The 24014-nt window shown below is 67.5% G+C and carries 21 protein-coding genes; 10 read left to right on the top strand and 11 right to left on the bottom strand.

The genetic code is table 11. The features are described from left to right. The first annotated feature begins 108 nt into the window (after positions 1-108). The 3 genes from JVH1_RS32875 (at position 109) to JVH1_RS32865 (ending at position 3896) form a co-directional block, all read left to right on the top strand. On the top strand, positions 109-1071 hold the full coding sequence (locus JVH1_RS32875; RefSeq protein WP_009473632.1) for a DoxX family membrane protein: 963 nt from the start codon (positions 109-111) through the stop codon (positions 1069-1071). A gap of 159 nt (positions 1072-1230) precedes the next feature. After that, positions 1231-3513, top strand: coding sequence for an ATP-binding domain-containing protein (locus JVH1_RS32870; protein WP_009473633.1), 2283 nt, complete (start codon positions 1231-1233; stop codon positions 3511-3513). Next, entirely contained in the window at positions 3510-3896 is a 387-nt protein-coding gene (locus JVH1_RS32865) for a DUF732 domain-containing protein (RefSeq protein WP_009473634.1), read from the top strand. Before JVH1_RS32870 ends, JVH1_RS32865 begins: the two co-directional genes overlap by 4 nt. A 13-nt stretch (positions 3897-3909) precedes the next feature. Here the strand turns inward: JVH1_RS32865 and JVH1_RS32860 are convergent, their stop codons facing one another. From JVH1_RS32860 to uvrB, 3 genes are all read right to left on the bottom strand, one after another. Continuing rightward, positions 3910-4362, bottom strand: coding sequence for a universal stress protein (locus JVH1_RS32860; RefSeq protein WP_005247414.1), 453 nt, complete (start codon positions 4360-4362; stop codon positions 3910-3912). Between the two features lie 188 nt (positions 4363-4550). Then, positions 4551-5423 (bottom strand): hypothetical protein, encoded by an 873-nt coding sequence (locus JVH1_RS32855; RefSeq protein WP_009473635.1) that lies wholly within the window; start codon positions 5421-5423, stop codon positions 4551-4553. Between the two features lie 30 nt (positions 5424-5453). Continuing rightward, a complete protein-coding gene (gene uvrB / locus JVH1_RS32850) occupies positions 5454-7616 on the bottom strand; it encodes an excinuclease ABC subunit UvrB (RefSeq protein WP_007295802.1) in 2163 nt (720 codons plus the stop codon). A 77-nt stretch (positions 7617-7693) separates the two neighbouring features. Here uvrB and JVH1_RS32845 point away from each other — a divergent pair, with 77 nt between their 5' ends. Next, positions 7694-8212, top strand: a complete 519-nt coding sequence (locus JVH1_RS32845) for a DUF402 domain-containing protein (RefSeq protein ID WP_009473637.1) — start codon at positions 7694-7696, stop codon at positions 8210-8212. Position 8213: 1 nt separating this feature from the next. Here the strand turns inward: JVH1_RS32845 and coaE are convergent, their stop codons facing one another. Then, positions 8214-9428 (bottom strand): dephospho-CoA kinase, encoded by a 1215-nt coding sequence (gene coaE, locus JVH1_RS32840; protein WP_043778093.1) that lies wholly within the window; start codon positions 9426-9428, stop codon positions 8214-8216. Between the two features lie 170 nt (positions 9429-9598). Between coaE and JVH1_RS32835 the strand changes: the two genes are divergently transcribed. Continuing rightward, positions 9599-9817: a hypothetical protein gene (locus tag JVH1_RS32835; protein ID WP_009473639.1), complete on the top strand. Its 219-nt coding sequence runs from the start codon at positions 9599-9601 to the stop codon at positions 9815-9817. Between the two features lie 147 nt (positions 9818-9964). Here JVH1_RS32835 and rpsA read toward each other — a convergent pair whose 3' ends face one another. Continuing rightward, positions 9965-11449 (bottom strand): 30S ribosomal protein S1, encoded by a 1485-nt coding sequence (gene rpsA, locus JVH1_RS32830; protein ID WP_009473640.1) that lies wholly within the window; start codon positions 11447-11449, stop codon positions 9965-9967. A gap of 250 nt (positions 11450-11699) precedes the next feature. On the opposite strand from rpsA, the gene JVH1_RS32825 reads away from it, so the two are divergent. Continuing rightward, positions 11700-12593, top strand: coding sequence for a class I SAM-dependent methyltransferase (locus JVH1_RS32825; protein WP_009473641.1), 894 nt, complete (start codon positions 11700-11702; stop codon positions 12591-12593). A 38-nt stretch (positions 12594-12631) separates the two neighbouring features. Here JVH1_RS32825 and JVH1_RS32820 read toward each other — a convergent pair whose 3' ends face one another. From JVH1_RS32820 to JVH1_RS32805, 4 genes are all read right to left on the bottom strand, one after another. Further along, positions 12632-13393: an amino acid ABC transporter ATP-binding protein gene (locus tag JVH1_RS32820; RefSeq protein WP_009473642.1), complete on the bottom strand. Its 762-nt coding sequence runs from the start codon at positions 13391-13393 to the stop codon at positions 12632-12634. Beyond that, positions 13390-14373, bottom strand: coding sequence for an amino acid ABC transporter permease (locus JVH1_RS32815; protein WP_005571114.1), 984 nt, complete (start codon positions 14371-14373; stop codon positions 13390-13392). The genes JVH1_RS32820 and JVH1_RS32815 overlap by 4 nt, the downstream gene beginning before the upstream one ends. Before the next feature lie 20 nt (positions 14374-14393). Then, the gene (locus tag JVH1_RS32810) at positions 14394-15323 is read right to left on the bottom strand and encodes an ABC transporter substrate-binding protein (protein WP_050787246.1); all 930 of its coding nucleotides are present in this window, start codon (positions 15321-15323) and stop codon (positions 14394-14396) included. A 148-nt stretch (positions 15324-15471) separates the two neighbouring features. Next, complete coding sequence (locus JVH1_RS32805) at positions 15472-16569, bottom strand: isocitrate/isopropylmalate dehydrogenase family protein (RefSeq protein ID WP_009473643.1); 1098 nt, start codon at positions 16567-16569, stop codon at positions 15472-15474. Positions 16570-16588: 19 nt separating this feature from the next. On the opposite strand from JVH1_RS32805, the gene JVH1_RS32800 reads away from it, so the two are divergent. Further along, on the top strand, positions 16589-17110 hold the full coding sequence (locus JVH1_RS32800; protein WP_005571116.1) for a 2'-5' RNA ligase family protein: 522 nt from the start codon (positions 16589-16591) through the stop codon (positions 17108-17110). On the opposite strand, the gene JVH1_RS32795 is transcribed toward JVH1_RS32800, so the two are convergent. Then, entirely contained in the window at positions 17111-18013 is a 903-nt protein-coding gene (locus JVH1_RS32795) for a DMT family transporter (protein ID WP_009473644.1), read from the bottom strand. A 191-nt stretch (positions 18014-18204) separates the two neighbouring features. On the opposite strand from JVH1_RS32795, the gene JVH1_RS32790 reads away from it, so the two are divergent. Then, positions 18205-19206, top strand: a complete 1002-nt coding sequence (locus JVH1_RS32790) for a helix-turn-helix domain-containing protein (RefSeq protein ID WP_009473645.1) — start codon at positions 18205-18207, stop codon at positions 19204-19206. A 73-nt stretch (positions 19207-19279) separates the two neighbouring features. Next, positions 19280-19648: a thioredoxin gene (gene trxA, locus JVH1_RS32785; RefSeq protein ID WP_005260388.1), complete on the top strand. Its 369-nt coding sequence runs from the start codon at positions 19280-19282 to the stop codon at positions 19646-19648. Between the two features lie 19 nt (positions 19649-19667). On the opposite strand, the gene polA is transcribed toward trxA, so the two are convergent. After that, entirely contained in the window at positions 19668-22412 is a 2745-nt protein-coding gene (polA, locus tag JVH1_RS32780; RefSeq protein ID WP_011594168.1) for a DNA polymerase I, read from the bottom strand. Positions 22413-22639: 227 nt separating this feature from the next. Here polA and JVH1_RS32775 point away from each other — a divergent pair, with 227 nt between their 5' ends. Continuing rightward, a complete protein-coding gene (locus JVH1_RS32775) occupies positions 22640-24010 on the top strand; it encodes a branched-chain amino acid ABC transporter permease (RefSeq protein ID WP_009473648.1) in 1371 nt (456 codons plus the stop codon). The last annotated feature ends 4 nt before the right edge of the window (positions 24011-24014 follow it).

Raw genomic sequence — 24014 nt, 5'->3', positions numbered from 1 at the left:
GGTACTGGTGAATGGGCAGCCCGTCGGTGCGGCAACAGTCGTACGCCGACGACTGCCCAGAACTCTCGTTAGTGTGAGACGGGAGAACTAGAGATTGGGAGGCCAGGAATGCTTGTCCGTCGTATCGCTCGCCCACTGCTGTCCGCAGTCTTCATCAGCGGAGGGATCGATGCACTTCGAAATCCGGCGCAGAGAGCACAGGCCGCCGCACCACTGATCGACAAGTCCACCGAGGCGCTTCCCGGGTCCGTCACGCAGAAGATTCCGTCCGACCCGGAGACGTTGATCAAGATCAATGCCGCCGTGCAGATCGGCGGCGGAGTGCTCCTCGCCACCGGGAAGGCGCCGCGACTCGCATCGCTCGCGCTGGCCGGCAGCCTCGTGCCCACTACCCTTGCCGGGCACGACTTCTGGAACGAGACCGACCCGGCGAAGAAGGCAGCTCAGCGCACTCAGTTCCTCAAGAACGTCAGCCTGCTCGGCGGGCTGCTGATCGCCGCCGTCGACACCGAGGGCAAGCCGTCCCTCGGCTGGCGTGGACGCCGCGCCGCCCGGCACGCCCAGGAGGCCGTGGCCGCAGCTCTGCCGATCGGGTCAGGTCACGACCACCACGGCCCCGAGCTCGGGGAGGCATTGGCCGCGGCGTCGGAGCGTGCACGCATCCTCTCCGGTGAGGCCGCCGAGCGCGGATCCGGTCTCCTCGAGATCGCGAAAGATCGTGGCGCCGAATTCGCGAAGGTCGCGGCGGATCGCGGCCCCGAGTGGGCGGACGTCGCGAAGGAACACGGCACCGAGTGGGCCGAGGTCGCCAAGGAACACGGCACCGAGTGGGCCGAGGTCGCCAAGGAGCGCGGCGCGGAACTCGTCGAACTGGCGAAGGAGCGCGGCGCGGAACTCGTCGACGTCGCGAAGGAACGCGGCCCGGAGTTGGCCGAGGTCGCCCGTGAGAAGGGCGAGGAATGGGCCGGCACCGCCGCGGAACGCGGCGAGGTGCTGAGCAAGCGGGCCCGCAAGCAGGCGGAAGCCGCGCTCGAGAAGGCCCGAGCGAAGCGGGACGAACTGTCCCACTGACCCGAGGCGCGGCGCAGGCAGGCGCCGGATAATCGATCTGATCGGCCCCGGAGATCGCCCCTGACCTGCAATGTCAGCGGGCCGTCTCCGGGGCCGACTAGACTGTCCAGGCACTTTTGCAGCCGATCCGGTTGCAGCCGAACCAGTCAAGGAGACCTCTTGCCCGACGAGGACACGTCACGCGACGAGCGCGAGCTCGAGCAGCAGTACGTGACGATGCTCTACACCCGACTGGACGGCCTTCGCCAGTACGCGGCGAACCGGCTGAGCCGTGTACTGCTCGAAACCGGCGGGACCCCGCAGGCCCGCAGCGAGCGGGAGTCGTTCAACCAGCTCTACACCGAAGACCTCGCCAAGTACGACGCCGCCGAGAACGGACTGTGCTTCGGGCGCATCGATCTCGACGGCGAGCACCGCTACATCGGCCGACTCGGCATCCTCGACGAGGAGAACGACTACGAGACGATGCTCCTCGATTGGCGTGCACCCCTTGCCCGCCCGTTCTACCTTGCCACCCCCGCCGCCCCCGACGGCGTCTCCCGTCGGCGGCACATCCGGACGCGGAGCCGCCGCGTGACGGCCGTCAACGACGAGTATCTGGATCTGGCGGCGGCGGAGGCCGCGGGCACGATCACCGGTTCGGACGGCGTCGCGGGTGAGAGTGCGTTGCTCGCGGCGCTCAACGCGGCCCGCACGGGTCAGATGAACGACATCGTCGAGACGATCCAAGGCGAGCAGGACGCCATCATCCGGTCGGAGCACAAGAGTGTGCTGGTGGTCCAGGGAGGACCGGGAACCGGCAAGACCGCGGTCGCTCTGCACCGCGCCGCCTACCTGCTCTACACCTACCGGCAGCAGCTCGCGAAGGCCGGCGTCCTGATCATCGGCCCCAACGCCACGTTCCTCGACTACATCGGCCAGGTGCTGCCGTCGCTCGGCGAGACCGGTGTGCTGCTCTCGACCATCGGCGACCTCTACCCCGGCGTCCGCGCCACCGTCGAGGACACTCTCGACGCCGGCGAGATCAAGGGCTCGCTCGACATGCTGGACGTCCTCAAGAAGGCGGTCCGGGATCGGCAGGAAGTGCCGTCGCGTCCCGTCGAGCTGACGTTCGACACCTATCGGATCACCCTCGACCGCAAGGTCGTCACCCGCGCACGTGGCCGGGCGAGGTCGTCACGGCGCCCGCACAACCTGGCGCGGCCCATCTTCGTCTCGTCGGTCATCGAGGCACTCGCCCAGCAACTCGCGGACACACTGGGCGCCAACGTCGTCGACGGCGGAAACCTGCTGAGCCGGGACGACATCGCCGACATGCGGGACGAGATGCGTGAAGACCCGGAGATCATGACGGCGATCAGCGCGCTGTGGCCCGAACTGTCGCCGCAGCAGGTCCTCGCCGAGCTGTACGCCTCGCCGAAGCGTCTGACCGATGCCGCGCCGAATCTGACCGAAACGCAACGTGAGTCGCTGCGACGCCCCGTCATGCGCGGCTTCAGTGCCGCCGACGCGCCACTCCTCGACGAGTTGGCGGAACTGCTCGGCGTCGACGACGCCGCCGAACGGGAGCGCGCCCGCCGCCAGTGGCGAGCGCAGATCGCGGATGCCCAGGGCGCTCTGGACATCCTGACCGGTTCGGCGCCACAGGATCTCGAGGACGAGCTGGACCCGGAAATTCTGATGGCCTACGACCTGATCGACGCCAGCCAGCTCGCCGAACGCCACGACGTCGGACAGCACCAGACCACCGCGGAGCGCGCAGCGGGCGACCGAACCTGGACCTACGGCCACGTGATCGTCGACGAGGCGCAGGAGCTCTCGGAGATGGCCTGGCGAATGCTGATGCGGCGCATACCGAATCGCTGGATGACACTCGTCGGCGACACGGCGCAGACCGGCGACCCGGCGGGAACATCGTCGTGGCAGCGGATCCTCGAGCCGTACGTGGCCACCCGGTGGAAGCTCACGGAACTGACCGTCAACTACCGCACTCCGGCGGAGATCATGACGTCGGCACGACGAGTTCTCGCCGAGATCGACGCCGAACAGACCGTGCCGCGGTCGGTGCGCGAATCCGGTTTCGCGCCGTGGGCACTGCAGGTGTCCGAACCTGAGCTGGCGGACACCGTGCGCACGTGTGTGTCGCGGGAAACCGGACCGGGCACGACTGTGGTGATCGGGGGCCACGACCTCGTCGCCGCACTGGCCGATCTGAATTCGGACACCGTCAGCGTCCTGACGGTGCGGGACGTCAAGGGGCTGGAGTTCGACTCGGTGCTCATCGCCGAGCCACAGGACATTCTCGACGAGTCGCCGCGGGGGATGAACGACCTCTACGTCGCCCTGACCCGCGCGACACAACGACTCGGTGTGGTGCACACGAAAACGTTGCCCGCAGTGCTGTCCGAACTCGGTCCGGCTGAGGTCGGGATCCTGTCGTGACACCGGGCGGACGCGGTCGCCTGATCGGGTGTGGTCTCGTCCTCACCACGATCGTGCTGACCGCGTGCTCGGAGGCCACCGTCTCCGACCCGCCGTCGACGGCCTCTGTCGCCTCCACCACTGCCGCATCACACCTCGACGCCCGTGGCCTGCGCTACAAGGAGTCGCTGACCGGGGCCGGCATACCGGCGCTGCCCGACGACACGGTCATGGCTCTCGCCAACGGGATCTGTGGTCAGCTGTCCGAGGGGACGGACGAGGTCACGATCCTCGCGCATCTGACCCCGATGGCGCAGTTCGCCTCGGCGACGTCGGATATCGGCCTCACCACCGAACAGGTGGCGCAGGTCTATCTCGATGCCGCCGAGGCGAATTACTGCTGATCCGACTGGTGCGTCAGCGCACCGTGTGGACAATGAGGACGTCGGACGTCGACTTGCGTGCGGCATCCGACGGAACGGAGCCGAGGAGACGCCCGGTAAGGGTGTTGAGTCCGCGGTTGCCGATCACCAGAAGACCGGCCTCGACCTCGTCGACCAGGTTCAGCAGCGACTCGACGGGCGCACCGACGACGGCGCGTTCCACGACCTCCTTGGCGCCGGCGGCGTGGGCCCGCTCCTTCGCGGTGCGGAGGATCTCGTACGTCGGGGCCGAACCGGTGATCTGGTAGGCCTCGTCACCGAGCGCGTCGGCGGCCTGCCCGACGTCCTTCGGATCGGCCGGGTAGTACGCGCAGGCGATGATCAGCTTGGCACCGGCGTCCCCCGCGATGGCAGCAGCCTTCTCGACGGCCAGAAACGACGACTCGGAGCCATCGGTTCCGACGACAACGGTCCGGTAGGCGCTCATTCATTCCTCCATGTCTGCGGTGGTCAATTGGCTGGGGTCCGGACATACGTCTTGACTGGACCCAGCAGCCACTGCGCTGACCCTAGCTGTATCGGTGCCCGCATAGGTGCATTTGCAACACATGCCACAGGGGATATCCCCAGTGCATGACGGATCACATTCCGGAGGCGCTTCGGCTGTGATCAGCGTCAGCGCGACGTGCCGACCTTGGGACCGAACACGCCGGCGGGGAACACCCCCGCCGCGACGATCGCGTCGCGCCACGGGGTTGCGAGTTCGACGAGCCGGGCCGCCCCGTCCTCCCCCAGCGCGGCCCACGGAGCCAGCGCGAGATCGTCGGTGAGATCCTCGACCAGTTCGCGCAATTCCTTGCCGTCGGCGGTGAGTTCGCCCCGCGCATCCAGGATCTCCCGGTCACGGAGACTCTCGCATGCCGAGTCCCACTGGTCCTGGGTCCAGGCGCGGCGCGTGATCGCGAACTTCTTCTGGAATCCGAACCCGGTCGCGGTGTGCGTGATCAGCGATTCGAGTCCGCTCAGTCCCGCCGTCTGCAGGGCGGCGACGTGACCGTCGCCGCGGTACTCCCGCAGCAATGTGAGGGCATGCCAGAACGCGAGGTGCGGTGCGTCCGGCCACGCCACCTCCGCGTACCCCGCATACAGCGGCCTGCCCTCGACACCCGGGATCCCGCGGGCCGCGATCGACGCGAGTTCGGCGGCCTCGGCCATCTCCGGCGAATTCGCCACCGATTCGCCGAGAAGTCGCACATACGCCTCCCCGACCGCCCGGTACCGCGCGTCGACGACGGCCGCGGGCGTGGCCAGACCCCACGCACGCGGAATGACCGACTCGATCACGGCCGGACTGAAGTTGAAGAAGGTCGCAGTGACGACGCCCGCACCGACCGCGCCCATCGGCGCGGAGCGGCCCGCGAAGTAGCCCATCCGACCCGGCTCGAGGCCCGCCTCGACCAGGCGATCCTCGACCTCGGGAACGAAATAGCTGAGGGAATGAAGCAGCTCCAAGGACCGGGCGGTACGACCTGCGTTGTGTGCATCCATGCTTCAGACCGTACTGCCTCGGCGCGCCCGCTATTTCAGGCCCGCGGCGTCCATCCCGCGCAGTTCCTTCTTCAAGTCGGCGATCTCGTCGCGTAGTCGTCCGGCGAGCTCGAACTGCAGGTCACGGGCGGCGTTCATCATCTGATTGGTCAATTCCTTGACCAGATCTGCCAACTCCGCCCTCGGCATCGACTTCGTGTCGCGGCCCTCGTACACCCCGGCGCTGACCGAGCGCCCGGCCTCGCCCTGGGCGCGGCGCCCGCGGGTGGCGTTGCGGCCCGAACCGCCGACGTCGACTCCGCTGGCCGTGTCCTCGGCTTCCTCGTAGACCTGGTCGAGGATGTCAGCGATCTTCTTCCGCAGCGGCTGCGGATCGACGCCCATCTTCTCGTTGTAGGCGATCTGCTTCTCCCGACGCCGCTCGGTCTCCTCGATCGCGTGCTGCATCGAGTCGGTGATCTTGTCGGCGTACATGTGGACCTGGCCGGAGACGTTACGAGCCGCGCGGCCGATCGTCTGGATGAGACTGGTCGAGCTTCGGAGGAAGCCCTCCTTGTCGGCGTCGAGGATCGCCACCAGCGACACCTCGGGAAGGTCGAGGCCCTCACGCAGCAGGTTGATACCGACCAGCACGTCGTACTCCCCCAACCGGAGTTGCCGGAGCAACTCGACCCGTCGCAGGGTGTCGATGTCCGAGTGGAGATACCGGACCCGGATACCGAGCTCGAGGAGATAGTCGGTGAGATCTTCCGCCATCTTCTTCGTCAGCGTGGTGACGAGGACGCGCTCGTCCCGGTCGGCACGTTCGCGGATCTCGTGCACGAGGTCGTCGATCTGCCCCTTGGTCGGTTTGACGACCACCTGGGGGTCGACCAGACCGGTGGGGCGGATGACCTGCTCGACGAACTCGCCGCCTGCCTGCCCCAGCTCGTACTTGCCGGGTGTGGCCGACAGGTACACCGTCTGCCCGATGCGCTGGGTGAACTCCTCCCACGTCAGCGGACGGTTGTCGGTGGCGGACGGCAACCGGAACCCGAACTCGACGAGATTCCGTTTGCGCGACATATCGCCCTCGTACATCGCGCCGATCTGCGGGACCGTCACGTGGGACTCGTCGATGACGAGGAGGAAGTCCTCCGGGAAGTAGTCGATCAGCGTGGCGGGCGCCGTACCCGGCCCGCGACCGTCGATGTGACGCGAGTAGTTCTCGATGCCGGAGCAGAACCCGACCTGCTTGATCATCTCGAGGTCGTACTGGGTGCGCATCCGCAGCCGCTGCGCCTCGAGCAGCTTGCCCTTGCCCTCGAGGTCGGCGAGCCGTTCCTCGAGTTCGGCCTCGATGTCCTTGACGGCACGTTCCATCCGCTCGGGACCCGCGACATAGTGCGTGGCGGGGAAGATGCGCACCGAGTCGACCTTCCGCACCACGTCCCCGGTGAGGGGGTGCAGGTAGTACAGCGCCTCGATCTCGTCGCCGAAGAACTCGATCCGGACCGCCAACTCCTCGTACGAGGGGATGATCTCGACGGTGTCGCCGCGCACCCGGAAGGATCCGCGGGTGAACGCCAGATCGTTGCGGGTGTACTGCACGTCCACCAGCAGTCGCAGCAGAGCGTCGCGCGGGACCTCCACCCCGACCTCGAGCTGCACTGAGCGGTCGAGGTACGACTGCGGGGTGCCGAGACCGTAGATGCACGACACGGACGCCACCACCACCACGTCGCGCCGCGACAGCAGGCTCGACGTCGCCGAGTGGCGCAGTCGCTCGACGTCGTCGTTGATCGACGAGTCCTTCTCGATGTAGGTGTCGGTCTGCGCGATGTACGCCTCGGGCTGGTAGTAGTCGTAGTACGAGACGAAGTACTCGACAGAGTTGTTGGGCAGCATGTCGCGCAGCTCGTTGGCCAACTGCGCGGCGAGCGTCTTGTTGGGCGCCATCACCAGGGTGGGCCGCTGCACCTTCTCGATCAGCCACGCCGTGGTGGCGGACTTACCGGTACCGGTGGCGCCGAGCAGGACCACGTCCTTCTCGCCGGCGTTGATGCGGCGTTCCAGATCGGCGATCGCGGTGGGCTGATCGCCGGCCGGCTTGTGGTCGCTGACGACCTCGAACCGCGCTTCCGACCGCTCGATCTCCCCGATGGGACGGAACTCGGAATGTGCCACCACGGGGTGCTCGGATGCAAACGCCATGCAACCAGGGTAGGCGCAGGTACCGACAAATTCCCCGACGATCTCCGTCAGCTGAAAAACCCGGTAGGTTCCCCACCATGGCAGGCGCGAGTCACGACATCCACCCACCGAAGGTCGAATACTTCGACCTACGAGATCACACCAACACCGACCCCAAGGGGTTCGTCCGCCACGTCGATCATTACCGCGTCGAACCGTGGGGGCTTTACATGGCGCGCACCTCCGACCACCCGCAATTCCACTACCTGGAGTCGTGGCTGCTCCCCGACCTCGGCCTGCGGGCGTCGATCTTCCACTACCACCCCTACCACCAGCGCGATCAGGACCACTACGTCGACATCGGCACCTTCACCCGGGGTGACGACGTGTGGAAGTCCGAGGACCACTACCTGGACCTGGTCGTCCGCACCGGCCGCGACACCGAACTCCTCGACGTCGACGAGCTGATGGAGGCGCACACCACCGGCCTGCTCGACACCGCGACGGCCGAGCAGGCGATCCTCACCGCCACCACGGCGATCGACGGCATCGCCGCGCACGGCCACGACCTCGGCCGCTGGCTGGCGTCCATCGGGATGCCGATCGACTGGCGGTGACCTACCCGCTCCAGCCGATCCGCTCGGCCCATTCCCACGCCCGGTGATAGGCGCGGTCGAACCACGGGGTCTTCGCGTCCACGTAGGCGGTGATCGCGTCCCGGTAGTCCGTGTGACCGGCCGCCTTCTCCGCCGCACCTTCCTTGACCGCGAGGTACTCGGTCCGGGCCTCGGTGTCGGCGCGGAGCCAGTCGCGGAAGACGAGCGCGAACTGCTGTCCGGGCCACCCGTCGACGCGAAGGTGGATGTTGACGGGCCGTCCCGGATCGGCACCGCCGTGGATTCGCTTGCCCCACAGCGCCGGGTCGGTCTCTCCACCCTGGTACGAGGGCTTCGGGTCGTCGGCGGTGATGTGCTCGATGCGGGGGAACCCGGCGTCGGCGAGTGATTCGGCGAGGTCGTCCGCGGTCTCGAGGTTCGCGACGGTCACCTGGACGTCGATGACGTCCTTGGCGGGCAATCCCTCGACGGCCGTCGACCCGATGTGGTCGACCCGGACGGCGCGGTCGCCGCACACCAGTTTCACGCGAGCGATCAGCCGGTCGGCCTGCGCCGGCCACTGCGAATTCGGCGGAGCGAGTTCGGGCAGGACCCGGACGACGGTCCCCGTGCGGATGTTGGACTCGAAGGGCACGAGACGCTCCGACCACAGTGCCCGGATCTCCGGCTCGAGCGCGCCCGGGGCACCGCTGTTGTCGAGCCAGACGTCCGCCGCCGCCCGCCGCTGATCGTCGTCGGCCTGGGCTGCGATCCGCGCACGCGCATCGGCCTCGGGCATCCCCCGCGATCCGACGAGCCGCTGCACCCGCTCCTCGGCATCGACGAACACGACGACGACCAGGTGGAAGGCCGCGCCCATTCCGCCCTCGACCAGCAACGGAATGTCCTGGACGAGGATGGCGTTCTTGGGCGCCGATTCGATCGTCTCGGCGGTGCGCGCCCCCACGAGCGGGTGAACGATCGCATTCAGCGCGAGCCGCGATTCGTCGTCGGCGAAGGCGCGGGCAGCCAGGGCGGGCCGGTCGAGTGCGCCGTCCTCCGTCAGGATCTCCTCGCCGAACCGGTCGACGAGCGCGGCGAGGCCGGGTGTTCCGGGTTCGACGACCTCCCGCGCAATCAGATCGGCGTCGACGATCACTCCCCCGAGTTCGGCGAGGACCTTCGACACGGTGGACTTACCGGCTCCTATGCCTCCAGTGAGGCCGATTCTCAACACGCCTCCCAGTGTTGCACCCGCCGCGCACCGAGTACGCACGTCCCTCGCCGATCTCCACCCCCTTCTCCCTCTGCAGACTCACCTGCCCCAAATACCACAGATGTCCGACACGGTCGGTTATGTTCTAGCGAACGCACCCGACCTGCACCTTCTCGAAGAAGAGGAACGCCATGCGCGATCACCGCAACCAGTTCGGTCGGCACCGTCTCGGCATTGCGGGCGGGGTGCATTGCATCGAGATCCCCGAGGTGGCCTTCGCGCTCGCCGACCACCGCCGGACCTGGCTCACGGCACTCATCAGCCAGGGCAGGCACAGCTTCGCAACGATGCGCAGGCGCGCCGACGTACAGCCGTCGTCCGGTTACTGGATTCCCGCCACCGCGAACTGAGCACCGGCCTCACCCCCACACCACCGTGGCCCGACCTCCGGAGAGGTTGGGCCACAGTCATGTTCGGACGTCCTGCAACGACGAGACCCCGCCCCTGCAATGCAGGAGCGGGGTCTTCGGCTTTGCCTGACGAGTCAGGCGGACTTGCTAGGCGTTGCCCGACAGCTTCTCGCGCAGAGCGGCGAGCTGTGCGTCGCTGGCCAGCGATCCGCCGGCAGACTCGGACGACGAGGTGCTGGCAGCCGAAGCGGCGTCGGCGTCGCCGGCACCCGACTCGGAGGAGTAGCCGGCAGCAGCGGTGGCAGCCTCGGCGGCCTCGTCTGCAGCGGTCTTCTCCATCTGAGCGGTGTGCATCTTGTGACGACGCTCAGCCTCGGCGTAGCGGTTCTCCCACTCTTCACGCTGCTTGTCGAAGCCCTCGAGCCATTCGTTGGTCTCGGGATCGAAGCCCTCGGGGAAGATGTAGTTGCCCTGCTCGTCGTAGCTGTCCGCCATGCCGTACTTGGACGGATCGAACTCGGCGTTGTAGTCCTCGTTGGCCTGCTTCAGCGACAGCGAGATGCGACGACGCTCGAGGTCGATGTCGATGACCTTGACGAGCGCATCGTCGTTGACGCCGACAACCTGGTCCGGGACCTCCACGTGGCGCTCGGCCAGCTCGGAGATGTGGACGAGGCCTTCGATTCCCTCTTCGACGCGCACGAAGGCACCGAACGGAACCAGCTTCGTGACCTTGCCGGGCACGATCTGGCCGATGGCGTGCGTGCGGGCGAACTGACGCCACGGGTCTTCCTGCGTCGCCTTGAGCGACAGGGAGACGCGCTCGCGGTCCAGGTCGACGTCGAGAACCTCGACGGTGACCTCGGTGCCGACCTCGACAACCTCGGACGGGTGGTCGATGTGCTTCCAGGACAGCTCGGACACGTGCACCAGGCCGTCGACGCCGCCCAGGTCCACGAAGGCACCGAAGTTGACGATGGAGGACACGATGCCCTTGCGGACCTGGCCCTTCTGCAGCTGGTGCAGGAACTCGCTGCGAACCTCGGACTGCGTCTGCTCGAGCCATGCACGGCGCGAGAGGACGACGTTGTTGCGGTTCTTGTCGAGCTCGATGATCTTGGCCTCGATCTCCTTGCCGACATACGGCTGCAGATCGCGGACACGGCGCATCTCGACGAGCGAAGCGGGAAGGAAGCCGCGCAGGCCGATGTCGAGGATCAGGCCGCCCTTGACGACCTCGATGACGGTGCCCTTGACGGCCTCGTCCTTCTCCTTGAGCTCCTCGATGGTGCCCCAGGCACGCTCGTACTGAGCGCGCTTCTTCGACAGGATCAGTCGGCCTTCCTTGTCCTCCTTGGTGAGGACGAGAGCTTCGACCTCATCGCCCACGGAGACAACCTCGTTGGGGTCGACGTCGTGCTTGATGGAGAGCTCACGGGAAGGGATGACGCCTTCGGTCTTGTAACCGATGTCGAGCAGGACCTCGTCGCGATCGACCTTGACGATGGTGCCTTCGACGATGTCGCCATCGTTGAAGTACTTGATCGTTGCGTCGATGGCGGCGAGGAAGTCCTCGGCGGAGCCGATGTCGTTTACGGCTACCTGCGGCGAGGTCACGGTGGTGGAGGGCATGTGTTGAGTTGCTCCGGACGGGTTGTGGTCGGTTGATGGTGTTCTGTCGGACAAAGCAACCTGAACCGACGGAGCATTCCGCCGAATCAGATCACCGCAAGCGCAGTGAACGACACCCGACTGGAACCGAACAAACTCGAACTGAACCGAATCCGATGCCGCACACATAGACACTCGCGTGCAATAGGCTACGCGCCCGTGGGCAAGCTGGGCAAACCCGGGCACGTTCCCACGCTCTACTCTGTTGCCCATGCCCGATCCTCGCCCGTCCGATTCTCCTCTCTCTCCGGAAGACGACCGTCACGGCACCGCCAACAGCGTGCTCGGAACGTCCGGAGTGAGCCGCGTCCGCGTCGATTCCGAGTCCAGCGAACGCGCGAGCCGTGCCTGGTGGGACGCCGATGCGGACGACTACCACCGCACCCACGGCGAGTTCCTCGGCGTGGACTCGTCCGAGGGTGAGTTCGTCTGGTGCCCGGAGGGACTCCACGAAGGCGACTACCACCTTCTCGGTGACGTGGCGGGCAAGGACGTCCTCGAGGTGGGCTGCGGTTCCGCGCCATGCGCGCGGTGGCTCGCCGGCCGGGGCGCCCGGGCAGTCGGGCTCGATCTGTCGATGTCGATGCTGACCCGCGGGGTCGAGGCCATGCGGGCGGGCGGCGCGACCGTGCCGCTCGTTCATGCGGGAGCCGAGCACCTCCCCTTCGCCGACGCGAGCTTCGACATCGCATGTTCGGCTTTTGGGGCGGTTCCGTTCGTGGCGGACTCCCAGCAGGTGATGAGTGAGGTGGCCCGGGTTCTCCGCCCGGGTGGTTTGTGGGTGTTCGCCGTCAACCATCCGATCCGCTGGATCTTCCCGGACGACCCGGGCCCACGAGGGCTCACCGCGTCGCTCCCCTACTTCGACCGCACCCCCTACGTGGAGGTCGACGGCGACGGCGTCCCCACCTACGTCGAGCACCACCGGACCATCGGCGACCGGGTGCGCGAGATCGTGGCGGCGGGACTGGAAGTGCGCGACATCATCGAGCCGGAGTGGCCCGAATGGCTCGACCGGGAATGGGGGCAGTGGAGCCCGCTGCGGGGACAGATCTTCCCCGGCACCGCCATCTTCAGCTGCCGCAAACCCGTGAGTACTTCTTAACCGCCCGCGGTTAAGAAGTACTCACGGGCCGGAGGCCACTACAGCAGCTTCGACAAGAACAACTTGGTGCGGTCGTGTTGCGGATTGGCGAGCAGCTCGCGGGGGTTCCCCGATTCGACGACGACGCCGGCGTCCATGAACACGAGCTGGTCGGCCACCTCGCGTGCGAAGCCCATCTCGTGCGTGACGACGACCATCGTCATGCCGCCGGCCGCGAGATCCTTCATGACGGTCAGCACCTCCCCGACCAGCTCCGGGTCGAGGGCGGACGTCGGCTCGTCGAACAGCATCAGTTTGGGGTCCATCGCCAGCGCGCGGGCGATCGCGACGCGCTGCTGCTGACCACCCGACAGTTGCGCCGGGTACGCGTCCGCCTTCTCGCTCAGGCCCACCTGCTCGAGGAGATCGCGTCCTCGCTCGAGCGCCTTCTTCTTGCTCAGCTTCTTCACCTGGATGGGCGCCTCGATGATGTTCTCGAGAGCAGTCCGGTGCGGGAAGAGGTTGAAGTGCTGGAAGACCATCCCGATGTCGCGGCGCTGCTTCGCGGCCGCCCTGGGATGGAGTTCGTAGAGCTTGCCGCCCCGCTCGGAGTACCCGACGATCTCGCCGTCGACGTACAGCCGCCCGGCGTTGACCTGCTCGAGGTGGTTGATGCACCGCAGGAAGGTCGACTTCCCCGAGCCCGACGGCCCGACCAGGCACAGGACCTGGCCGGGGTCGATCTCCAGAGATACACCCTTGAGTACCTTCAGCGCCCCGAAGTTCTTGCAGACCCGGTCCGCCTTGACCATCGGCGTCATCGTCGTTCCCCTCCGGGTGTGTCGGGCAAGGTCTCGGGCCCGGGTTCGATCACCAGCGGCTTGCCCTGCGCGTCGGCGAGCGCCTGCAGTTGCCGCGGGGTGAGCTTGCGGGACGCACCCTTCGAGTAGTACCGCTCCAGGTAGAACTGGCCGATCATGAGCAGGCTGGTGATCGCGAGGTACCAGGTGGCGGCAACCATCAGCAGCGGGATGGGCTGGAAGTTCGCACCCGAGATGTCTCTGGCACGTCCGTACAACTCCAGGCTGTACGGCACCGCGGTGACCAGCGATGTCGTCTTCAGCATGCTGATCAGCTCGTTGCCCGTGGGCGGGATGATCACCCGCATGGCCTGCGGCAGGACCGTGCGGCGCATGGTCTGCGACCACGTCATGCCGAGCGCCACCGACGCCTCGGTCTGCCCCTCGGCCACCGAGTTCACGCCGGCCCGGACGATCTCGGCCATGTACGCGGCCTCGTTGAGTCCCAGACCGATCACCGCGAACAGGAACGCCGCGTTGATCCCCTGCAGGTCGATGTGCACGAACTGGTGGACGAACGGGATGCCCAGATCCAGCTGCTTGTAGATGGACGGGAACAGTCCCCAGAACACCAACTGCACGTAGACCGGGGTCCCGCGGAAGATCCACAGGTAACCCCACGACGCCGCCTTCAGCACCGGGTTCGGCGACAGCCGCATGACGGCGAGGACGACACCCAGGATGATGGCGATCGCCATCGACAGGATCGTCAGCTGGATGGTGTTCCACGCCGCGGCCGAGATCCGCGCATCGAACAGATAGCGGGCGTAGACGTCCCAGCGGTACGCCTCGTTGGTGCGCGCACCGTTGACGAACAGCGCCAGCAGCAGACCCACGACGATCGCGGCGATCCAGCGGCCGGGCCGCCGCAGCGGGATCGCCTTGATCGGTTCCGGTTCCTGTCCCGTCTCGGTGCCGGACCGGTCCGGAGCCTTCTCCACGTCAGACACTCGTCAACCGCTCAGCTCGTGGCGCCGTTGATCTGGGACGTGGTGATGACGCCCGCCTCGACACCCCAGTTCTCCGCGATCGTCCGGTAGGTGCCGTCGTCGATGAGGTGCTGCAGCGCCTGCTGGAGGGTCTGCGCGAGCGGCGAACCCTTCGCGACGGGCCAGCCGTACGGCGCGGCGTCGAAGACCTCGCCGGCGGCCTCGATCTTGCCGTCGCTCTGCTTGATTGCGTACGCGGTGACGGGCGAGTCGGCGGACATCGCGTCGACCTTGCCGAGTGCGACGGCGTTGGCGGCGTCGTCCTGGCTGTCGAACTTCACGATCTCGATGGGTGGCTTCCCGGCCGCGACGCACGCCGCGCTCTTGGCGGGCACCTCCTCGAGATCCTCGATGGTGGTGGTCTGCACGCCGACCCGCAGGCCGCACGCGTTGGTGGGGTCGACGGACTTACCGGCGGGCTGCGCCCACTGCACTCCGGCACTGAAGTAGGTGGTGAAGTCGACCGACTGCTCGCGTTCCTTGGTGTCCGTGAACGACGACATACCCATGTCGTAGCTGCCGGCCTGGATGGACGGGATGATCTTGTCGAAGTCCGCCTCGGTGTACTCGGGAGTCACGCCGAGCACCTTGCTCACGGCGTCCACGAGGTCGACGTCGAAGCCGACGATCTTGCCGCTCGGATCCTTGAACTCGTTGGGCGAGTAGGGAATATTGACACCGACGATGATCTTGCCGGACGAGGCGATCTTCTCGGGCAGTGTCGCCGCGATGGCATCCACCTTGTCGACTTCCACGGCGACGGTCTCTTCTCCGGAAGGCGTACCGCCGCCCTCGGTATTGCTGGCGCATCCGGCGAGCAGCAGAGCACTGCCGCCCGCCAGTGCACAGATGGTGCGGGCCACTCGGCCTCGCGCGAAGACGGATCGACCAGACACTGGCATGTCCTCCAAGGAAATCGTGGTACACCGAGCGAGCTACGGCGACGGAGAACTCTCGAACTCCGAATAGTCGAACGGTAGGTTACGGCACCCGCATCTGCGGGTGTCGTTACCGAACATTAACGGCCTGTCCCGGCCCGTGGCGGCAGTTTCAGCGACGCAGTGTCCGGGCGAGGACCGTCTCGGTGAATTCACTGGTCGACGCGAGTCCACCCAGGTCAGCCGTGGCGACTCCGGACGCGATCGTCGCACGGACCGCGTCGCGGATCCGGTGTGCCGCGCCGCCCAGATGCCGGTCCGCGCGGCGGTCCCCGAGCCATTCGAGCATCATCGCGGCCGACAGCATCAGCGCCGTGGGATTGGCCCGGTTGTGCCCGGCGATGTCGGGCGCGGCTCCGTGCGCCGCCTGCGCCATCACCTTGGTCTCGGAACTGTTGATCGACGGGGCCGTGCCGAGCGAGCCGGACAGCTCACCCGTCAGGTCCGACAGGATGTCGCCGAACATGTTCTCCGTCACCACGACGTCGAAGTCGCGTCCCCTGCGAACGAGGTGCGCGGTCATGGCGTCGACGTGCTCGTCGTCGATCCGCACGTCCGGGTAGTCGCGCTGCCCCACCTCCCGGCAGACGTCGCGGAACAGTCCGGTCGTCATCGACAGGACGTTGGCCTTGTGCACGATCGTGACGTGCCGGCCGCGCGTGCGCGCCAGCGCGAATGCGGTGTGCGCGATGCGCTCACAGGCCTTCCTCGTCACGACGCCGACCGCCAGTGCCACGTCGGGGGTCGGCATGAACTCGCCGCTGCCGGCGAACATGTTCCGGTCCGCGTACAAGCCTTCGGTGTTCTCCCGGACGATCACCAGGTCCATGTCCGGGACCGTCGAGGCGACGCCCTCGAGCGAGCGGGCGGGGCGGATGTTCGCGAAGAGGTCGAATCTCTTGCGCACCACCCCGCCGGGGGTCAACCGGCCGCGGAACGGTTCCGGGTAGGCGGCGCTGTCGTGCGGACCCAGGATCCACGCGTCGAGTGCGTCCAGCGCGGAGAGCGTGGAGTCGGGGATCGGCGTTCCGTGCGACTCGATGGCGCCCAGGCCGAGGGGCAGTTCCACCCAGTCGACGGCGCCGCCTCCCGCCGCGACCACCGCGGCCGAGACCACCCGCTGGGTTGCCGGGACGATCTCGTGACCGATGCCGTCGCCGAGGAGCATCCCGATCCGGGTATCGGAAATGTTTGCCGTAGCACCGCTCATGAGGCCATCATTGCCTACCATGGTCCAGTCGGTGGAACTGCTGTTCGACGAAGCGACCGACGTTGCCGTGCGCGCGGAGTGGCAACGCCTGTGGGATGCGGGGATGCCCAGCCGCACTCGCGTTCGCGCCGAATCGAATCGGCCCCACATCACCTTGTTCGTGGCACGCCACATCCCACCCGAGATCGACGAACTGCTGGGCCGCCGGATCGCGACGCCCTCGTTCCACATCCGGCTGGGCGGGCTCGTGATGTTCGGCGGCAGGCACGTCACGCTGTCCCGGTTGGTGGTGCCGTCGAAGGCCCTGCTGTCCCTGCACCGCAGCGTGTTCGATCTCGCGGCGCACGCCACGGAGATCACGCCGCACATCCGCCCGGGCGAGTGGACGCCGCACGTGACTCTCGCGCGGCGACTGCCCGCCGATCAGATCGCGGAGGCCGCGCGGCTGCTCGACGGCGGCGACATCATCGGCCGGGCGTCGGTGGTGCGCCGGTGGGACGGGGACGCCAAACGCGAGTGGGTGGTCACGGCACCACCGTGATCACCGTGGTGCCGTGACCGTCTCGGCGGCCTTGCGCGAAGACCGTTGGGTGACGACGATTCCCGCGATCACCGCGAGTGCCCCGACGGGCTGGTTCCAGGAGATCTGCTCGTCGAGTGCGACCGCACCGAGCACGACCCCGACCACCGGCGTCAGGTAGGTGACGGTGGAGGCCGCGGTGGGCCCCCAGCTGCGCACCACGTTCGTGTTCCACACGAACGCCAGCCCGGTGCCGAACGCCCCGAGCCCGATCATCGAGGCGACGATCGCGGGGGTCAGGTGCATCGGCGTGCTCGCGACCCACGGGGCGGCGAGGAGCATGGCGGCCGCGGCGATCGACACCTGCATGAACGCGATGGTGGGTGTTCCGACGCCCCGCGGGAGGATGAACCGCCTCAGGTAGACCAGTGCCACGCCGTACGACGCGGTGGCACCGAGGCACGCGAGCTGGGCGGGGACGCTGCCGATGATCCCCGCCTGCCATGGCGCCAGCACCACGACCACCCCGGTGAATCCGAGCAGGAGGCCGAACAGCTTTGCGTCCGTGAGCTTCTCCCCTGGCAGGAACGCCAGCGCCACCGACATCGTCATGAGCGGTGTGGTCGCGTTGTAGATGCTGGCCAGGCCCGAACTGATGCTCTGCTCGGCCCAGCTGAACAGCAACCACGGCACCACACACTGGGCGACCGCCAATACCGACAGGTGCGCCCATGTCGCCGCTTCGCGCGGCAACCGCGTCCGGGTGAGTCCGAGGACGGCACCGAGGGTAACCGCCCCGAACAAGAGTCGCCACAGCACGACCTGTGTGAAGGACAGGCCCTCGAGCCCGACCTTGATGAAGAGGAAACTCGCGCCCCAGGCGAGCGCCGTGCCCGCGTACTGGACCGCCAGATTCCCCCTCAAAACCGGAAGTCCCCGTGCTGGATGACTTCGTTGTGCGTGTCGGGCGTGCGGCCGGCGAGCGCCAGCGCGTCGAGCGCCAGGAACACGAGGAGTACCACGACCAGGATTGTCATGTCTTCAGCCTCGTAGCACCGGCGTCCGAGAGAAAGTGGCAGAAACGACATTGTTGAGCGTATTTCTGCCATACTGGGATGGTGCTGAAAAAGGTCGTCGTCCCGCTCATGCCGCTCACCGAAGCGTTCGAGCTCGGAGTCGCCTGCGAGGTGTTCGGTTTCGACCGATCCGACGACGGACTCCCCACCTACGACTTCTCCCTCGTCGCCGGCTCACGGGAACCCATCCGCACCCGATTCGGTTACGGCATCGACGTCCCGTACGACCTCGACCGGCTCGACGACGCCGACCTCATCGTGGTTCCCGCGGGCGGAACCTACGCCGAGGCGGACGGCACCTTCGTCTGCGCGAAGGACCCCGACCCGTGCATGGACCCGCTTCTCGACAAACTCCGGGCCGCGGTGGACCGGGGCGCCAAGGTCGCCAGCCTCTGCAGCGGCGCCTTCGTGCTCGGCGCGGCCGGACTGCTGGACGGACGCAAGTGCACCACCCACTGGCGGCACGCCCAGCGGCTCGCCGACCTCCACCCGGCTGCGACGGTCGACCCGAACGTCCTGTACGTCGACGACGATCCCGTCCTGACCAGCGCGGGCACCGCCGCGGGTATCGACCTGTGCCTGCACATCGTGCGCAAGGAACAGGGCAGCCGGGTGGCCAACGGAATCGCACGGCGCATGGTCGTCCCGCCGCACCGGGACGGCGGTCAGGCGCAGTACGTGGCGATGCCGCTGCCGTCGACGACGATCGACACCCTCGGCCCGCTGCTCGACTGGATGACCGAGCACCTCGCCCTCGACCTGTCCGTGACCGCGGTCGCGGCCAAGGCCAACATGTCGCCCCGCACGTTCGCGCGGCGGTTCCAGGCCGAGACCGGGACCACCCCCGCCCGATGGCTCAGCGATCAGCGGGTGCTGGCCGCGCAGCACCTGCTGGAGAACTCGGACCTGTCGGTGGACGTGATCGCCGAACGGGTCGGTTTCGGCGGCGGCGCCGTGCTGCGGCAGCATTTCCTGCGGCTGCGGCACACCACCCCGCAGGCGTACCGCCGCACGTTCCGGGACACGGAGCGCACCGGCTGAGGAAGCCGCAGGGAAGAATCGACAGCGGCGCGGCGTTGCACACGCAAAGCAGTCACCGAACGAAAGGACCCTTGTGGCAACCAAGACTCTGACTCAGCAGAACTTCGACGAGACCGTGACCGGCAACGACGTCGTTCTGGTCGACTTCTGGGCATCGTGGTGCGGTCCGTGCCGCTCCTTCGCCCCCACCTTCGAGGCCTCGTCGGAGCAGCACCCCGACGTCGTGCACGCCAAGGTCGACACCGAAGCGGAACAGGGCATCGCCGCTGCCGCGAACATCCGGTCGATCCCGACCATCATGGCGTTCCGCGAGGGTGTGCTGGTGTTCAGCCAGCCGGGTGCGCTGCCGCCCGCGGCGCTCGAGGATCTTCTCACGCAGGTCAAGGCTCTCGACATGGACGAGGTGCGCAAGCAGATCGCCGAGCAGGCGCCGGCCGAATAGGGCGGAGGACCGCCGCCGCCTAGTGTGCGGCGGCGTCCCAGCTGCGACCGGTGCCGACGGACACGTCGAGCGGCACCGACAGTTCGATAGCCGAGGACATCTTGTCGCGGACCAGCTGTTCGACCTGTTCCCGTTCCGAATCGACGACCTCGAGCACCAGCTCGTCGTGGACCTGCAGCAGCATCCGCGACTTCAGGCCCGCGTCGCGCAGTGACCGCTGCACGTTGATCATCGCGACCTTGATGATGTCGGCGGCCGTGCCCTGGATGGGGGCGTTGAGCGCGGCGCGCTCGGCGACCTCCCGCCGCTGGCGGTTGTCGCTGGTGAGGTCGGGCAGGTAGCGGCGACGCCCGTACAGCGTCGACGTGTAGCCGTCCTTGCGGGCCTGTTCCACGACCTCGTGCAGGTAGTCGCGTACCCCGCCGAACCGGGCGAAGTACGCCTCCATCTGCGATTTGGCCTCTTCGGTCGAGATTTTGAGCTGGGCGGCCAGACCGAACGCGCTCAGCCCGTACGCCAGCCCGTACGACATCGCCTTCACCCGGCGGCGCAGCTCCGGTGTGACCTCCTCGATCGGGACGCCGAACGCACGCGCGCCGACGAAGCTGTGCAGGTCTTCGCCGGTGTTGAACGCCTCGATCAGGCCCTCGTCACCGGACACGTGGGCCATGATCCGCATCTCGATCTGGCTGTAGTCGGCCGTGAGCAGCGAATCGTAGCCCTCGCCGACGACGAAGCCGTCCCGGATCTGCCGGCCCGCATCCGTGCGCACCGGGATGTTCTGGAGGTTCGGCTCGGTCGACGACAGCCGGCCGGTGGCCGCGACGGTCTGGTTGAACGTCGTGTGGATCCGCCCGTCCTCGGCGACCGTCTTCAGCAGACCGTCGACGGTGACCTTCAGCCGCGTCGCGTCGCGGTGCGCGAGCAGGTGCTCGAGGAACGGGTGCGACGTCTTCTCGAACAGGTTCTGCAACGCCTCGGCGTCCGTGGTGTACCCGGTCTTCGTCTTCTTCGTCTTGGGCATCTCCAGCTCGTCGAACAGCACGACCTGCAGCTGCTTGGGCGACCCGAGGTTGATCTGCTTGCCGATGACCCCGTAGGCCGCCTCCGCCGCCGCGGAGACCTCGGCCGCGAACCGGCTCTGCAAGTCGTGCAGGTGGGTGCCGTCGACGGCGATACCGGACGCCTCGATGTCGGCCAGCACCTCCAGCAGCGGCAACTCCATCTCGGACAGCAGCGCCGTCGATTCGATGTTGTCGAGTTCGGTGTCGAGCGCGGCCGCGAGGTCGAGGACGGCGCGGGCGCTGAGAATTTCGGTCTCGGCGGCTTCTGCGTCGACCTGGTCGGCGTCGTCGAGCAGCGACAGCTGCTCTTCGCCGGTCTCCTCCACCCGCAGCTCCCTGCGCAGGTACCGCAGCGACAGGTCGTCGAGGTTGAACGTCCGCTGCCCGGGACGCACCAGGTAGGCCGCCAGCGCGGTGTCGCTGGTGAGACCACCGAGCACCCAGCCGCGTCCGCGCAGTGCGTGCATCGCCCATTTGGCCTCGTGCAGGGCCTTCGGCTGATCGGCGTCCGCGAGCCAGTCGCCGAGCGCCTTCTCGTCCTCCGGGGTGGCGGACGCGGTGGCGATGTAGGCGCCCTCGCCGTCTGCGGCGGCGACGGCGATCGCCGTCACGTCACCGCCGTACGGGGTGCGGGTGCCGACCACCGACACGCCGGATCGCTCGCCCGTCGACGCGTGCGCCGACAGCCAGTCCGCGACCGCCCCGGGATCGAGCGCGCTCCCCCGCACCTCGAAGCCCTCCTCGGCCTCCGCTTCGACGGGGGCCAATGTGGCGAACAGCCGGTCGCGCAGCACCTTGAACTCGAGGTCGTCGAACAGCGCGTGGATCTTCTCCCGATCCCACTGCGCGAGCATCAGCTGGTCCGGGGTGTACGGCAACGGGACGTCGCGCACCATCTCGGTCAGTTCCCGGTTGAGCAGCACGTTCGGCAGGTTCTCCCGCAGCGCGTCACCGACCTTGCCGCGGACCTTGTCGACGTTGTCGACCAGGCCGACGAGATCGCCGTACTCCTTGATCCACTTGGTGGCGGTCTTCTCCCCCACCCCCGGGATGCCCGGCAGGTTGTCGCTCGGGTCGCCGCGCAGCGCCGCGAAGTCGGGGTACTGCGCAGGTGTGAGCCCGTACTTCTCCTCGACGGCCGCCGGCGTGAACCGGGTGAGGTCCGAGACGCCCTTCTTCGGGTAGAGCACCGTGACCCCGTCGGTGACCAACTGGAGCGAGTCCCGGTCGCCGGTCACCACGAGGACGCGGTACCCGAGCGCCTCGGCCTGGGTGGTGAGCGTGGCGATGATGTCGTCGGCCTCGAAGCCTTCCTCGGCCATCACCGGGATGCCGAGGGCCCCGAGGACGTCCTTGGTGATCTCGACCTGCCCCTTGAACTCGTCCGGCGCCTTGCTGCGATTGGCCTTGTACTCCGGGAACTTCTCGGCCCGGAACGTCTGCCTGGACACGTCGAACGCCGCCGCCACGTGGCTGGGCTGTTCGTCGCGCAGCAGGTTGATCAACATCGACGTGAACCCGTAGACGGCGTTGGTGACCTGACCGCTGTGTGTCTTGAAGTTCTCGGCGGGCAGGGCGTAGAACGCACGGAAGGCCAGCGAGTGGCCGTCGAGCAGCATCAGGGTGGGGCGATCGTCGGACGACGCTGCTGCGCCGGACGCGGGGGACGTGGTGGACCGGGGGGTGGTTGCAGGGCTCACGGTTGCCCAGTCTAGGGAGCGGATCCGACACCGATCAGCCGGATGGTTCGATACCCAACCGAAACGTGCCGGAAATCCGAGAACCCCATTTCGCGCGACCGGAGCCGTTAGAGTCCGGAAATTGCGGCACGGGCGGTAGTCGAGTCCGTCGCAAGCACGTTCCTGACCGATCTACACGTCCCCGGAGGACCTGCGTGGCCCCAACCGTGAGGAAGCGACTCCCAGCAGTGAAGACGCGACCGAAATCCGCGAGGAAACGCACGAGGCGAGGGTCGGTCACCCGGCAACTCGGCCGTGCGTTCGTCCTCGTCCTGCTCGGCCTCGTCGCGGCGATCGCCTTCGGCGGTCCCGCTTCGGCGCAGGAACCCACCCCACCGCCCCCACCGCCCGCGACGAGCGGGCAACCGGTGCCCCCGGAGAACGCGGTCCGGGTCAGCGGCAATCTGAACAACGCCGGCGAACGGCTCGCGGACGTCGAGGTGCGCGCTCTCGATTCGTCGGGCAACGAGGTGGCGAAGGCGACGTCGGAGTCCAACGGCCGCTGGGAACTCCAGGTCGCGCCCGGCACGTACACGTTCGAGATCGTGGCGGACTCGCTTCCCGACGACGTCAGCGTGCAGGCCACGGTGCAGCGGGAAGTGGTGGCCGGTCGCACCAACACGGTGATCTTCTCGTTCGGCGAGGCCCGCACCGGTTCCGCGGTCCCGTTCTACGAGAAGCTGATTCGCCAGACCATCGACGGACTCCGATTCGGTCTCGTGATCGCCATCGCCGGCGTCGGGCTGAGCCTGATCTACGGCACCACCGGCCTGACGAACTTCGCGCACGGCGAACTCGTCACCCTCGGCGCGGTGGCGGCGTGGGTGATCAACGTGACGTTCGGTGTGCAACTGATCCCGGCCACGATCCTCGCGGTCTTCGTGGGAATCCTGATCGGACTGCTGAACAATGCCGGGATCTGGAAACCGCTGCGGCGACGCAAGACCGGCCTGATAGCGCAGCTGGTGGTGTCGATCGGGCTCGCGATCTCCCTGCGCTACCTGATCCTGATCTTCTTCTCCGATCGCGCGGAACCGTTCGTCGACTACCAGGCCCAGGTGGAGAGGCACTGGGGTCCGATCGCGATCACCGACGCCAACCTCGTGAGCATCGGCATCAGTCTCGTCGTTCTCGTCGGAGTGGCCCTGCTGCTGCAGAAGACGCGCATCGGCAAGGCCATGCGCGCGGTGTCCGACAACCGTGACCTGGCCGCGTCGTCCGGCATCGACGTCGAACGGGTGATCCGCTTCGTGTGGGGTCTCGGCGGCGGTCTCGCCGCGCTCGGCGGCGTCCTGTTCGGCATCTCCGAACTCGGCGGCCGCGTGCAGTGGGAGATGGGCTTCAAGCTCCTGCTGCTGATGTTCGCCGGCATCACGCTCGGCGGACTCGGCACCGCCTACGGCGCGCTGCTCGGCTGCGTGATCGTCGGTCTGCTCGTCCAGCTGTCGACGCTGGTGATCAACCCCGACCTCAAGTACATCGGAGGACTGCTCATCTTGATCGTCATCCTGGTGGTCCGGCCTCAGGGCATTCTCGGCAGCCGGCAAAGGATCGGGTGAGGGC

The organism is Rhodococcus sp. JVH1, from assembly GCF_000280725.2.
In the GTDB taxonomy this organism is placed as follows: domain Bacteria; phylum Actinomycetota; class Actinomycetes; order Mycobacteriales; family Mycobacteriaceae; genus Rhodococcus_F; species Rhodococcus_F jostii_A.
This window is presented reverse-complemented; position numbering and strand designations above follow the sequence as displayed.

Bases quoted from the DNA above. Each gene is read 5' to 3' on its own strand.
- JVH1_RS32875 (WP_009473632.1), top strand. From the start codon at position 109: ATGCTTGTCCGTCGTATCGCTCGCCCACTGCTGTCCGCAGTCTTCATC.
- JVH1_RS32860 (WP_005247414.1), bottom strand. From the start codon at position 4,362: ATGAGCGCCTACCGGACCGTTGTCGTCGGAACCGATGGCTCCGAGTCG.
- JVH1_RS32855 (WP_009473635.1), bottom strand. From the start codon at position 5,423: ATGGATGCACACAACGCAGGTCGTACCGCCCGGTCCTTGGAGCTGCTT.
- uvrB (WP_007295802.1), bottom strand. From the start codon at position 7,616: ATGGCGTTTGCATCCGAGCACCCCGTGGTGGCACATTCCGAGTTCCGT.
- JVH1_RS32845 (WP_009473637.1), top strand. From the start codon at position 7,694: ATGGCAGGCGCGAGTCACGACATCCACCCACCGAAGGTCGAATACTTC.
- JVH1_RS32835 (WP_009473639.1), top strand. From the start codon at position 9,599: ATGCGCGATCACCGCAACCAGTTCGGTCGGCACCGTCTCGGCATTGCG.
- rpsA (WP_009473640.1), bottom strand. From the start codon at position 11,449: ATGCCCTCCACCACCGTGACCTCGCCGCAGGTAGCCGTAAACGACATC.
- JVH1_RS32825 (WP_009473641.1), top strand. From the start codon at position 11,700: ATGCCCGATCCTCGCCCGTCCGATTCTCCTCTCTCTCCGGAAGACGAC.
- JVH1_RS32820 (WP_009473642.1), bottom strand. From the start codon at position 13,393: ATGACGCCGATGGTCAAGGCGGACCGGGTCTGCAAGAACTTCGGGGCG.
- JVH1_RS32810 (WP_050787246.1), bottom strand. From the start codon at position 15,323: ATGCCAGTGTCTGGTCGATCCGTCTTCGCGCGAGGCCGAGTGGCCCGC.
- JVH1_RS32805 (WP_009473643.1), bottom strand. From the start codon at position 16,569: ATGAGCGGTGCTACGGCAAACATTTCCGATACCCGGATCGGGATGCTC.
- JVH1_RS32800 (WP_005571116.1), top strand. From the start codon at position 16,589: ATGGTCCAGTCGGTGGAACTGCTGTTCGACGAAGCGACCGACGTTGCC.
- JVH1_RS32790 (WP_009473645.1), top strand. From the start codon at position 18,205: ATGGTGCTGAAAAAGGTCGTCGTCCCGCTCATGCCGCTCACCGAAGCG.